The organism is Luteimonas galliterrae, assembly GCF_023374055.1.
GTDB classification, from domain to species: domain Bacteria; phylum Pseudomonadota; class Gammaproteobacteria; order Xanthomonadales; family Xanthomonadaceae; genus Luteimonas_C; species Luteimonas_C galliterrae.
In genome coordinates, this window is sequence record NZ_JAMBEP010000003.1 from 97,642 (window position 1) to 109,942 (window position 12,301).

General features: G+C 58.7%; 10 protein-coding genes. 5 read left to right on the forward strand and 5 right to left on the reverse strand.

Translation table 11 applies throughout. The annotated features are described in order from the left end of the window. Nucleotides 1–172: 172 nt before the first annotated feature. The 4 genes from purD to M2650_RS13130 all read left to right on the forward strand — a co-directional run bounded on the left by purD (nt 173) and on the right by M2650_RS13130 (nt 4,815). Nucleotides 173–1,468 (forward strand): phosphoribosylamine--glycine ligase, encoded by a 1,296-nt coding sequence (purD, locus tag M2650_RS13115; protein WP_249475246.1) that lies wholly within the window; start codon nt 173–175, stop codon nt 1,466–1,468. 30 nt (nt 1,469–1,498) lie between these two features. After that, the gene (locus M2650_RS13120; RefSeq protein ID WP_249475248.1) at nt 1,499–2,563 is read left to right on the forward strand and encodes an ABC-three component system protein; all 1,065 of its coding nucleotides are present in this window, start codon (nt 1,499–1,501) and stop codon (nt 2,561–2,563) included. Then, complete coding sequence (locus tag M2650_RS13125) at nt 2,560–3,036, forward strand: ABC-three component system middle component 2 (protein WP_249475250.1); 477 nt, start codon at nt 2,560–2,562, stop codon at nt 3,034–3,036. The genes M2650_RS13120 and M2650_RS13125 overlap by 4 nt, the downstream gene beginning before the upstream one ends. 117 nt (nt 3,037–3,153) lie before the next feature. Then, nucleotides 3,154–4,815 (forward strand): hypothetical protein, encoded by a 1,662-nt coding sequence (locus M2650_RS13130; protein ID WP_249475252.1) that lies wholly within the window; start codon nt 3,154–3,156, stop codon nt 4,813–4,815. 52 nt (nt 4,816–4,867) lie between these two features. Here the strand turns inward: M2650_RS13130 and M2650_RS13135 are convergent, their stop codons facing one another. After that, the gene (locus M2650_RS13135; protein WP_249475253.1) at nt 4,868–5,389 is read right to left on the reverse strand and encodes a hypothetical protein; all 522 of its coding nucleotides are present in this window, start codon (nt 5,387–5,389) and stop codon (nt 4,868–4,870) included. Then, nucleotides 5,370–7,145 (reverse strand): TrbL/VirB6 family protein, encoded by a 1,776-nt coding sequence (locus tag M2650_RS13140; protein WP_249475255.1) that lies wholly within the window; start codon nt 7,143–7,145, stop codon nt 5,370–5,372. Before M2650_RS13140 ends, M2650_RS13135 begins: the two co-directional genes overlap by 20 nt. 224 nt (nt 7,146–7,369) lie before the next feature. Here M2650_RS13140 and M2650_RS13145 point away from each other — a divergent pair, with 224 nt between their 5' ends. Next, nucleotides 7,370–9,256 carry an MFS transporter gene (locus M2650_RS13145; RefSeq protein ID WP_249475256.1) on the forward strand — a complete coding sequence of 629 codons (1,887 nt, stop codon included), beginning with the start codon at nt 7,370–7,372 and terminating at the stop codon, nt 9,254–9,256. Nucleotides 9,257–9,501: 245 nt separating this feature from the next. On the opposite strand, the gene M2650_RS13150 is transcribed toward M2650_RS13145, so the two are convergent. From M2650_RS13150 to erpA, 3 genes are all read right to left on the reverse strand, one after another. Beyond that, nucleotides 9,502–10,413, reverse strand: a complete 912-nt coding sequence (locus tag M2650_RS13150; protein WP_249475258.1) for a hypothetical protein — start codon at nt 10,411–10,413, stop codon at nt 9,502–9,504. A 9-nt stretch (nt 10,414–10,422) separates the two neighbouring features. Next, nucleotides 10,423–11,340, reverse strand: coding sequence for an NAD(+) diphosphatase (gene nudC, locus M2650_RS13155; RefSeq protein WP_249475260.1), 918 nt, complete (start codon nt 11,338–11,340; stop codon nt 10,423–10,425). A 542-nt stretch (nt 11,341–11,882) separates the two neighbouring features. Continuing rightward, nucleotides 11,883–12,257 (reverse strand): iron-sulfur cluster insertion protein ErpA, encoded by a 375-nt coding sequence (erpA, locus tag M2650_RS13160; RefSeq protein WP_249475262.1) that lies wholly within the window; start codon nt 12,255–12,257, stop codon nt 11,883–11,885. Nucleotides 12,258–12,301 lie beyond the last annotated feature (44 nt).

Consider the following 12,301-nt stretch of genomic DNA (forward strand, 5'->3'; position numbering starts at 1 on the left):
CTTTTGCTCTTCCCTTCTCCCACCGGGAGAAGGTGCCCGAAGGGCGGATGAGGGTACGGCGAAGCGACGCAGTTCCAGCTTGCGACGCTCCGCCGAACCCTCACCCCAACCCTCTCCCGACGGGAGAGGGGGCTAAGGGCGACGCAACGACGAATTCGGGAGACTGCGACGCATGAAAATCCTCGTCATCGGCTCTGGCGGCCGCGAACACGCCCTCGCCTGGAAACTCGCGCAATCGCAACGCGTCACCGAAGTGCTGGTCGCCCCCGGCAACGCCGGCACCGCCACCGAAACCAAATGCCGCAATGTCGACGTCGCCGCCAGCGACATCGACGGCCTGCTCGCGCTGGTCAAGAACGAAAACGTCGCCGTGACCGTCGTCGGCCCCGAAGGCCCGCTGGTCGCCGGCGTGGTCGACCGCTTCCGCGCGCAAGGCCTGCGCATCTTCGGCCCCACCGCCGCCGCCGCGCAGTTGGAAGGCAGCAAGGCCTTCGCCAAGGATTTCCTGGCGCGCCACGGCATCCCCACCGCGCATTACGCGGTGCACACGAATGTGGACGAAGCGCTCGCCTACGTCCGCGAGAAAGGCGCGCCGATCGTAGTGAAAGCCGACGGCCTGGCCGCAGGCAAAGGCGTGATCGTGGCGATGACGCTGGCCGAAGCCGAAGCCGCCATCCGCGACATGCTGGCCGGCAACGCGTTCGGCGCGGCCGGTTCGCGTGTGGTGATCGAGGAATTCCTGGACGGCGAGGAAGCCAGCTTCATCTCCATGGTCGACGGCAAGACCGCCTTGCCGATGGCCACATCGCAAGACCACAAACGCGTCGGCGACGGCGACACCGGCCCCAACACCGGCGGCATGGGCGCCTACTCGCCCGCGCCCGTGGTCACGCCCGACGTGCACGCGCGCGTGATGCGCGAGATCGTCGAACCGACCGTGCGCGGCATGGCCAGCGACGGCGCCCCGTTCACCGGCTTCCTGTACGCGGGCCTGATGATCGACAAGACCGGCGCGCCCAAGGTGATCGAATTCAACGTCCGCTTCGGCGACCCCGAAACGCAGCCGGTGATGATGCGCCTGCAATCCGACCTGCTGGACCTGGTGGACGCCGCCATCGACGGCAAACTGGCCGGCGCCGAAGCCCGCTGGGACCCCCGCCCCAGCCTGGGCGTGGTGATGGCCGCCGAAAACTACCCCGGCACCCCGCGCCTGGGCGACCCCATCAGCAGCTGGGATGTGCCCGACGTGGCCGATACCAAAGTGTTCCATGCCGGGACCAAGCTGGTCGATGGCCAAGTGGTCACCGCGGGCGGGCGGGTATTGTGTGTTTGCGCTTTAGGCGCGACAGTTGCCGACGCTCAAGGTAAGGCGTATGCCGAGGTAGGCGGTATTTCTTGGCATGGGGAGTTTCACCGACACGATATTGGTTGGCGGGCAGTCGAGCGGGGAGAATGCAGCCCGTTCTAGTGCCTGCGACAAGCCTCGGGGGAGGCACATATGTCGTTAAGAACGCAAAAGAAACGCGCACCAAATCAATTAGTAATAAAGCAAGGGGCTGTACCACCTGCAGTTCGGTTGATGCACATCTCGGATAAAGAATGGGAGCAATTTATTGCTTCCGCCTGTCGACTCCGAACAATAAATGGAGCCTCATACGCATCCGTGATACTGCTTGGAAATGCGAACGACAAAGGGCGAGATATAGAAGCGCGATTAACAAAAGAGCTTAAAGAGAATCAGTGGGATCTCTACCAAGCCAAGCACTATGGCAACGCACTTACGCCCAGCGACATTTTCCCAGAGCTAGCCAAGCTCTTCCGGCACTTACTTGCGAAAAGCTACCCTACTCCTCGCAAATATTACATCTGTGGCCCACGAAATTCAGGCCCAACGTTGCACGATCTGATTGCTGCACCAGGCAAGTTACAAGAAGCCTTACTTACAGCGTGGCGCGAAGGCAAGAATGGATTGTTAGATCAAAAGGAATTGTTGACGCCTGAAATGGAAGAGTTCATACAAGACTTTGACTTCAGCCGCTTCGAGGAATGCCTCGTCGCCGATCTAATTGATTGGCACGCCAACGATCGCTCAGCACACTTTGCTTTATTCGGCATAGAGCCCGAACGAGGTGATGACCCGGAAGTCCCCATGATGACCGAGCCGCACGAAGCCATATACATTGAAGAATTGTTACTCGCTTATGCCGAACATCAAGGATCACCAATTACTGTAGCTGATGCCTTTGGGTCAGATACATATGGAGAACATCTAGCTGCAGCCAGAAGTGCGTTTTATTCTGCTGAGGGTCTCCGGCGTTTTAGCCGTGACATATACCCAGATGATGAGTTTGGAAAACTGCTCACAATGGTCAAAACTGGAATATCTGTCGCGCTCAGTCCTCAATTGAAAACTGGATTAGATCGCCATGATGCTGCAGTGAGTGCCGCATCGAGCTTAAATGTTTCCGATAGCGTGTTGCACCCTCGACTTCGCGGCGGGGATTTACCAGGAAGTTGCCATCATCTTGTGAATGAGAAGCGGCTCAAGTGGGTGCGTAAATGAATCGCCCCCCAGAGCTCTTCAATACGCCATTCGAGCTGGGGCTGAGAATGGTTTATTTATTGTTCCACCTTCGTCCGAATGGCGCGGACCTCCAAAAACTTGTCCTTCTCGATTACGTCATTATTTACTCCGGCGATCTTGGCGGACCAGAAAGTCTTCATACGCCCGTGCCATTCCGCAACGGAGAACTATTTAGTAGGCGAGAACGTATTGAGCAAGGGTTGTATCTAATGAGCACGCGAGGCTTAGTTGATGTGTTATTTGATGCCAGCGGAATGACATATATCGCTGGAAATAGCAGTTTCACCATGATCGGATCACTCTCTTCAGCATATTGGAGAAAGTTAGCAGATCGATGCGCGTGGGCAGCGAGCCGTTATGGGGAAAGCGACTCAAACACGCTCCTACAAGAGTTCGGTGAAGGCGGACATAGATGGGGAGCAGAATTTGAAATGACGAAGGGGGCTCATTGACATGCCCATCACGCTCATTGAACTCGCTGTAATAGGGCCTGGCAAATCGGATGCCTCTATCTCGTTCAGAACGCCTCTGCATTGATACGTGGGCCGAGTGAAACTGGCAAGTCTTATGTGCGTGATTGTCTGTGGTTTTTATTAGGCGGAGACAAGGTTCCAAAAAAGATTCCGCAAGCACTTGGATACGATCAACTTCGCCTACTGATATCAAACGATAGCGATCAATATGAAATATCGCGGGCATTGGCTGGCGGCGATACCAGAATATATCGCGTGCTAGACGAAGTTCGCGAAGCGATTGATGAGGAAGTCAATACTTTCATTGTTCGCTTATCTGGAGCCAGTGGAAAACAATTGCTCCGCTCATCATCAAAAAAAGGGAACGTGACAGGAGGTGATCTGCGTCATTGGTTCCTCCTTTCTCAACCAAGCATGATCAGTGAGGACCCTACCAGCGGCCCTCAAATGAACTCCACCCAGCGCATGGCCGCGTTCCATCTTTTTCTAACAGGCAGTGATGATGCTGCTATTCAATTAAAAAAGACAAAAGCTGAGCAAGACAGGATCGCAGGACAAATTGCGGCAACAGAGCAGCACCTAGAACACATCTCCCGGGAAATTCCATCGGGTTTAACTCGTGAACATGTTGCTGGCGCACTCGAGCATGTAGATACCGCCCTAAATGCGATGACTGAGCACTACAACTTGCGCTCCGCACAGTTAAAATCCGTGAGAAATAGCATTCTTGAGTCAGCTGGCTCTTATGCAAAAGCTGAACAAGACCGTGACCTGAGCCTGATGATGATCCAGCGATTCGAGTTGCTGGATCAAAAGTATTTGAGTGATTACGAAAGACTGGGAGCAACATGGGAAGGAATTTCCATGTTTCAAGCGCTGGATGAAACCCCATGCCCCCTTTGCGGCACGCCGGTCGAACTGCAACTTGACCCTAAACAACTCAACTCAGAGAATCAAAATCTATACCGCAAAGCCTTGTCAGCTGAGCTAGACAAAATTAGGAACCTTAGAGTGGGGTTGTCATTAACGCTCAAACACGAGCGCGAGAGGGCAAACTTTCTTAGCGAAACTACACAAAGCCTTTCCATTCGATTAAATGAATTGGAAAAACAAGAAAAGCGACAAATCAATGAAACCAGAAATGAATTCACTGGCGATCCGAAAACGCTAGCAATTCGACGTAGCGAGCTCTCTGAAAATTTAGCCAAGTTTGACGAAAAAGCGCGATTAGAAGCCAGTATAGTTCGCCTAAAGTCAACGAAACGAAGAGAGCGTTTTTCGATAGAGCGAAACGTAGGTGATTCACCGTCAGAAGTTGCGAACCTCGCAAAATCCTATCTTCATGATTGGGGGTTCACAGGTATCAAAGATGTTTCGTTAGACATGAACATGTGCGATCTGCGAATAGATGATCGCGCGCGTTTAGACTATGGTGCCGGTAAGCGTTCTATTTTTTTGACAGCGCTAACGATTAGTGTCATTTCACACGCGCTTCAAAACGGTTACCCAAATTTGGGGTTTGTCGTTATAGACTCACCATTAAAATCCTATGCCGACCCAAAGAATGCTGCGGATCGCGACATCCCTGCTAGCACAGTTACGGACCGCTTCTATCGTTGGCTGGCTGATTGGAATGGGCCAGGACAAATTGTTATTCTTGAGAATCAAGAGATAAGCGAGCCTGATCGCACCACGATTGATGCAATCGAATTTATTGGCGATGCAGTCGGGGATGGGCGAAGAGGCTTCTACCCATGAAACGGGGTCAAATACCGTTTTCAACGGCCGCCGGCCCGTCACCTCGTCTTGTTTAGTCAGGCCTATTTTTCCCGCTCAAGATGATCGTTGCCAAGCAATCTGGCGCAATTTCCTTAAACGAAAAATCAACATACCCCCACTCACGAGAAGCCCTGTAGATCGTTGCTTCTTCCAAAGAGTGCCCTCTCGGGCTATGGATGATTTTTATTGAACCAAACACTGATTCCACGTCCATTGTTGTTACACAGGCGCCCACGATCTTGATGGCGACGCCACTCCTGGGCCCGAAACGACCTGACGCATCCAAAGCCAACGAGGTTTCGGAGATTCCCAATGTCCTTTGAAGCGGAATCGGGCCGGACGACCATTCCGCACCGTACTCATCGGAATCGCGAAGATAAAGCTGGCTATTGATAATGGCCTCGTACTTGTCTTTGCGAAGTGGCATTCCCCGCCCAATCTTGTCTATTAGCAACCACAACTCAGAATACTCATTGGGGCGCCCCACTGCGGCGGATGTTGTCGTCGCAAATAGAATTGCAAGGACAAAGAGTTTATTTTTTCGACGCGCCATAGTGCTCTCCGTAGTACTCACTGTATGTCACCGTTCTACCATCCCTTGTTCGCGTGACTTCTCCGCCAAATACTTTGCTTATTGAGCGCAAGGCCTTGCTCTTATCTCCGTCGATCATGTATTGATCGTATGCCGCTTCGTAGACTTTATGGTTTACTGCACTGGCATTTAATCCGATATCTAGCGCTCCATTCGACGCATCTAGAATCTCTCTTCGAATTTGAATGTTCTTTATCAAAGCCGCCGACTCATCGATAAGAGCCCCGCGAACATAGGCTTCCTTCGAGGAATAATCAGCCCTATATGGAAACTCGGCGTGACCCACTTCATGCGTCAACGCTCTTAATACTTCCTCTGCATCTCCTCGCTTGTTTCCATCTATTACGATGCGAGGGTTCCTGCTGTCGTTGCGATCGACAAAAGAGCCAGCGCCGTTCTGACCATAGCTAAATTTCCAGCTTTGTTCCCTCAGCTTCTTAATGTCGCCCTGAAGAGTCGGGGAATGCGCGATCAACGCATCAACCTCTTCTCCATAACTGAGTCCCGACTTGTAGGCATTCGCCGATGAGAGCGATGCTGGAAGCGGATCTCCTCTATGGGTTGAGTTATCCAACGATGCTGTCGCATTTGGATACCGCTCCAAGAACGACCGTTCATCCTCGACTGGCTTGATCCTGTCTTCCTGCGCAACCGTACGTGCAGGTGTAGCCACGCGATGCGCATGCGTTTGCACAGACGCCTGAGTCCGCTCACCCGAATGCATGTACGTGGGCGCATGCGAGTGCAGGGAGTGCGCCGCGCTCGTCTGGCTCGCCCCACCCTGCCCGAATGCCGAATAAGGACTGAAATCCCCCAACAGCCCCTTGAAGAACTTGGCCGCGATCGCAGGCGCACCGAAGATCAAGGTGGTCAACAGTAGGCCCAGCCCACCTTGCTGCATCGCCAGGCTGTTGACGCCTTCCACCGATGCGCCGGTCAGCTTGGCCGTCCAAAAAGTCGCCGCCACGGCGCAGATCATGTTCGTGGCGATCGCAGCCATGACGTGCAGGACCGACAGCGCGAACAAGGTGCCGACCAGATGGTTCAGCCAACCCCAGAACAGCGGCTTGGTCTGGGGGAACAAGAGGCACAGCACGAACAAAGGCGCGAAGCCCAGGCATAGGGCCAGCATCGCCTTGTACATGAGCAACAAGGACCCGGCGACGACGGCCGGTCCGCCCATGCCCAATGCGACCAAGCCTTGGTTCCGGTACTTGGCGTTCTGCAGGGCTTCGTTGTCGCCGGCCTGGATCTCGTCGATGAACCCGAAGGCCATCTGCATGTAGCCGAGCGTGCGGTCGATGGCTTCGAAGACGTCGCCGTCCTGACCGGTCAATACGCGGTGGACCAGCCGGCCGAGGTCATGGCCTACCCAGTCGTACAAAGTGCCTCCACCCAAAGCCGAACCGGTGGCGATGGCGGTGATCATCACCGCCTGCATCGCCTCGGTTGCGAAGGCGGTCATCGAACGCTGCGAACGGCCGATGACGATGCGATAGCCTTCGATCCAAACCCAGAGTGTGAGCAACAAGGTGGCGGTGGCGATGACCCACGCCAGCATTCGGCCGAACAGATCGATGCCCAGGTCTTTGAGCCGGCCGTCGAGGTGACCATAGATTTCGCGAAAGAAGACGAAACCGCTGGCGTCGTCCAAAGGTCCGCCATGCAGGATGAACAATCCATCGAATACAAATGAAATCGCCGAAGCATCGGCCATCTTTCCGTCTCCTTTCCCTGTTGGAAGCTCAAGAGACGGAAGCTGTGCGCAGCAATGGCCATGCGCCTATGTCGCGAGTTTGAGCGCCCGAAGTAAGGCGGTCTGCAAACAATTGACCTGCAACCCGCGATTTATCCCTATATAGATCGGTATGCAAAACGATTGACCTGCGGGCCACCGACCGCCTCTGCTAGTCTCGCCCCACCGCAGCCCGGCCCCGACCCATGGCCCACAACCAGTTCGAACTCCTCAAGCAGCGCCGCTTCCTGCCCTTCTTCCTGGTCCAGTCCCTGGGCGCGTTCAACGACAACGTCTACCGGCAGGCGATCATCGGGCTGTTGTTCTGGCTGGGGGTCACGCCGGAGCAGCGGACGCTGTACACCAATCTGGCGCCGGCGCTGTTCATCCTGCCCTACTTCCTGTTCTCGGCCCATGCCGGGCAGATCGCCGAGAAGCTGGAGAAATCCAGGCTGATCCGGATCACCACGACGATGGAGATCGCGATCATGACGCTGGCGGCGGTGGGCTTTTTGACCCAGAACATGGTCGTGCTGCTGGTGGCGCTGTTCTGCACCGGGGTGCAGTCGACGCTGTTCGGGCCGGTGAAGTATTCGATCCTGCCGTCGGTGCTCAAGCCGGAGGAACTGACCGGCGGCAACGGTTTGGTGGAGATGGGCACGTCGATTTCCATCCTGTGCGGGATGATCTTCGGCGGGCTGATCTTCCAGCTGGCCGGCAGCCACGGGCCGGTGGCGGCGGCGACGGCGGTGATCGCGCTGGCGGTGCTGGGCAATCTGGTCAGCCGGGCGATTCCGCGGGCGGAGGCCGGGGCGCCGGACCTGAAGATCAACTGGAATCCGCTGCCCGAATCGCTGGCGATCTGGCGGCTGACCCGCAAGCAGTTGGCGGTGCGCAACGCGATCCTGGGCGTGTCGTGGTTCTGGTTCGTCGGCACGGTGCTGACCGCGCAGTTGCCGACTTACGCCGAAACGAACCTGGGCGGATTGCAGCCGTTGTACATCTTCGCGCTGGCGCTGTTTTCGATCGGCACGGGCGTCGGTTCGCTGTTGTGCGAGAAGTTGTCCGCGCGCACGGTGGAAATCGGCCTAGTACCGCTGGGCGCGTTCGGCATCAGCGCGTTCATGATCGATCTGTATTTCGCGCGCAGCGGTTTGGCGCCGGCGAGCGGGTTGACGATTCCGCAATTCGTGCAGCAGGCGGGCAGCTGGCGGATCATGATCGACCTGACCGGCATAGGTTTCTCCGCCGGCATGTTCGTGGTGCCGTTGTTCGCGCTGATCCAGAGCCGCACGCCCCGGGACGAGCTGTCGCGCGTGATCGCGGGCATGAACATCCAGAACGCGTTGTTCATCGTGGCGGCGGCGGTGGCGGGCATCGTGGTGCAGCGCTTTTTGGGCTGGACCATTCCGCAGGTATTCCTGGCGCTGGCGCTCGCCAATGCGTTGGTGGCGATCTACATCTTCACCATCGTGCCCGAATTCGCGATGCGGTTCCTGAGCTGGGTGATGGTGCGGGCGCTGTACCGGTTGAAGATCCGCGGCGTGGAGGAGCACGTGCCGGACGACGGGCCGGCGCTGATCGTCTGCAACCATGTGAGCTATATGGATGCGCTGATCCTGGCGGCCAGCATTCCGCGGCCGGTGCGGTTCGTCATGTACTACAAGATCTTCAATATTCCGGTGATGCGTTTCATCTTCCGCAATGCGAAAGCGATCCCTATCGCGGGAGCGAAGGAAGACCCGGCGTTGATGGAGAAGGCGTTCGAGGCCGTCGACCAGGCGTTGGCGGAAGGCGAGATCGTGGCGATTTTTCCGGAAGGCAAGCTTACGAAGGACGGCGAGATCGCGGCGTTCAAGTCCGGCGTGGAGCGGATCCTGGAAAGACGGCCGGTGCCGGTGGTGCCGATGGCGCTGCGCGGGATGTGGAGCAGCATGTGGAGCCATCGCGACAACCGCATGGGCCGGATGCGGGTGCCGCGGCGGTTCCGGGCGCATGTGGACGTCGTCGCCGGCGAGCCGATCGACGGGCGCGAAGCGACGGCGGAAGTGTTGGAGGCGAAAGTGCGGGCGTTACGCGGCGACGCGGCTTAGCTCTTGCCGTCGCCCCCCTTTGAAAAAGGGGGCGAATCGCCGAAGGCGATGGGGGATTTGCTTTTGCTTTGTAGAGCAGGGCTTGCCCCGCTGCTTTTGCTTCTATCGAAACGTAGACTAAGAGCAGCGGAGCAAGCTCCGCTTTACACGAGCAAAAGCGGAAGCAGCGGGATAAGCCCCGCTCTACAAAGCAAGAGCAACAGCAAATCCCCCTCGATCCCCCTTTTTCAAAGGGGGAGGAACAGCTAGGCCACCCAGCCGGCGATCACGAACAACGCGATCAACGCCAGCCACAGCAGCAGGATCCGCCACACCAGGCTCATCGCGTCGCGCAGTTCCGGCAGTTCGCCCAGCGATGCGGTGATGGCGGTGCCGGTGGAGACGCCGGATTCGGCGTATTCCTGCGCCTCATCGGCGATTTCGCTGCGCACGCTGGCGCGGGCGACGGTGCCCAGGAAGCCGGTGTCCAGTTGCAGCGATGCGCCGCCGCCGTCCTTCCAGGCGCCGAGCACGGTGTCGAAGTTGCCGACCAGGGCCATCGACAAAGTCATCAGCTGCGCTACCGGCCAATCGAGCAGCGTCAGCAGCGAACGCGCGCCGGCGGCGTTTTCGCCGGGCAGCAGGTGCGATTCGTCGCCCTCTGCAGCCAGCGCCGCCAATCGATAGAGCAGCGCGCCGCACGCGCCCAGCAGCAAAAACCAGAACAGCACGCCGAACCAGCGCCGCAGACTGTTGCGGAACACCGCATCGACCAGGCTGGGGCCGTCCATCGAAGGCGATTGGTCGTGCGGCCAAAGGCGCGCTGCGGCATCGCGGCGTGCGATGGGATCCTTGGCGTCGACGATCGCATCGACATCCAGGTCCAGATCGCGCGGACCCCAGGCGTAGAACAGCACCGCCACGCCGAGCAACAGGCCGGCCAGGCCGAGAATGGGTTCGTCCAAGGCCAGCTGGAACAGGCCCACGGTGACCACCGGCGGCAGCAAGGCGATCGCGATGCCGTAGCGGCCATGCCAGAAGCCGCCTTCGCCGAATTGCGATCCCAGCCAGCGCAGCCAGTTGCCCCACCAGCCGTAATGGCGCACGGAGGCGGCCAGCGACTGGGCGACATGGCCCAGCAGCAGCGCGATGACGACGGCGATCAGGGTGGCGGACATGGCCCGATTCTAGCGCGGCCGCGCGGCGCCGGCATGCGCGTGCCACTGTTCGATCAGCCAGCGCGAGATCGATATCGACGGCGACACCAGCAGGCCCTCGTCGCCGGTCTCGCCGCGCAAGGCCGCGCCGATCTCGTCGTGCGTGAACCAGCGCGCGTCCTCGAGTTCGTCGCTGGCGCGCGGTTCGTCGGGTTCGGCCTGCGCCATGAAGCCCAGCATCAGCGAGCCGGGAAACGGCCACGGCTGCGAGGCGAGGTAACGGCTGCTGCGCACGCGCACGCCGCTTTCCTCCAGCACTTCGCGCGCCACGGTCTGCTCCAGCGATTCGCCGGGTTCGACGAAGCCGGCCAAAGTCGAATAGCGGCGCGCGGGCCATGAGGCCTGGCGGCCGAGCAGCAACCGTTCGCCGTCGGTGATCGCCACGATCACGGCCGGATCGGTGCGCGGGTAGTGTTCGGCGGCGCAGGCGGCGCAGCGGCCGAGCCAGCCGCCGCGCTGGAATTCGATCGCGCCGCCGCAAACGCTGCAATGGCGGTGCCGCCCCTGCCAATGCAGCACCGCGCGCGCCTGCGCGAACAGGCTGGCTTCGAACGCCGGCCACAAGGCGGCGGCGCTGCGCAGGTCGATGCGCGGCGCGGCGTCGGTATCGACTTCGGTGGTGCGGGCGGCGAACCAGGCTTGCTCGCCGCTTAGGCCGAGGAAGACGGGTTGCGCGACGGCGTAATCGAGCGTTGCGCCATCGGTGGCCAGCAGGGCGCGATCGGCGTCGACCGCGGCCTGGCCTTCGTTATCGATCAGCAGCACTTTGCCGGCGGCCCATCGTTCGGCGAGGGCGGCGGGATCGTCGCGGAGGTGGTCGGCACGGTCCGGGCCCGGGTCGGAGAAGGCGAAAGTGGGTTGCGGATCGCGTTCGTCAGGCCTGGGCATCTTCGTTAACGGGATATGCGGCGGGTTGCAGTTTACAAGGCCTCGCGCGAAGAGCCTGCCGAAATTCGTGCTTCAGGCTTTTAGAGCGCAAATCCAGAGAAGACATGCCACCGCAACCGCGGCTAATCAAAATCTAGGGCCTTCGTAAGAAAATCACTTACGAAGAAAGCAGGGCCGCCAGCGGCCTTCCAGTTGCGACGAATCGCACCGCAGTTCAGGCCCTTTCTTTGGTTACTTTCTTTGGGCCAACAAAGAAAGTGACCCGCGCGCAGCGCGGAAGCCCTTGTCCATGGCGCGAGTCGCAGCGCCACTGGCCAGGACGCGGGCCTGGGTCCCGGCCTTCGCCGGGATGACAGCTTAAAGGCAAGGGCAAGAGCAAGATGGGTCCCAGCGTTCGCTGGGATGACGGCATAAGAGCGAAAGGCTTAAGAGCGAACGGCTTAAGAACGAACAGCTTAAGAGCGAACGGCTTATAAGAGCGAACGGCTTAAAAGCAAGGGCAGCGGAGCAAGCTCCGCTCTACAGAGCAATAAGGAGTCGGATCAGACCGTGAAGCTGCTGCCGCAACCGCAGGTGCTCTTGGCGTTGGGATTGCGGATCACGAACTGCGCACCGTGCAGGCTTTCGCTGTAATCGACCTGCGCGCCCATCAGGTATTGCAGGCTCAACGGATCGACCAGCAGGGTCACGCCGTCCGTAGCGATGGCCAGATCGTCGTCGGCCTGCTGCTCGTCGAATTCGAAACCGTACTGGAAGCCCGAACAACCGCCGCCTTGGATATAGACGCGCAATTTCAGCGCCTCGTTGCCTTCCTCGCGCACCAGCTCGCGCACCTTGGCGGCGGCGGCCTGGGTGAACAGCAACGGCGCGTCGAGCTGCTGGTAATTCGGCGAAACGGGAGCGGCAGCGGTTTCCATGCCGACAAGATGAGGCGCCGCGGGCGGGAATTCAATCCCGCCCG

Bases quoted from the DNA above. Each gene is read 5' to 3' on its own strand.
- M2650_RS13135 (WP_249475253.1), bottom strand. From the start codon at position 5,389: ATGGCGCGTCGAAAAAATAAACTCTTTGTCCTTGCAATTCTATTTGCG.
- M2650_RS13140 (WP_249475255.1), bottom strand. From the start codon at position 7,145: ATGGCCGATGCTTCGGCGATTTCATTTGTATTCGATGGATTGTTCATC.
- M2650_RS13150 (WP_249475258.1), bottom strand. From the start codon at position 10,413: ATGTCCGCCACCCTGATCGCCGTCGTCATCGCGCTGCTGCTGGGCCAT.
- M2650_RS13120 (WP_249475248.1), top strand. From the start codon at position 1,499: ATGTCGTTAAGAACGCAAAAGAAACGCGCACCAAATCAATTAGTAATA.
- M2650_RS13145 (WP_249475256.1), top strand. From the start codon at position 7,370: ATGGCCCACAACCAGTTCGAACTCCTCAAGCAGCGCCGCTTCCTGCCC.
- purD (WP_249475246.1), top strand. From the start codon at position 173: ATGAAAATCCTCGTCATCGGCTCTGGCGGCCGCGAACACGCCCTCGCC.
- M2650_RS13125 (WP_249475250.1), top strand. From the start codon at position 2,560: ATGAATCGCCCCCCAGAGCTCTTCAATACGCCATTCGAGCTGGGGCTG.
- nudC (WP_249475260.1), bottom strand. From the start codon at position 11,340: ATGCCCAGGCCTGACGAACGCGATCCGCAACCCACTTTCGCCTTCTCC.
- erpA (WP_249475262.1), bottom strand. From the start codon at position 12,257: ATGGAAACCGCTGCCGCTCCCGTTTCGCCGAATTACCAGCAGCTCGAC.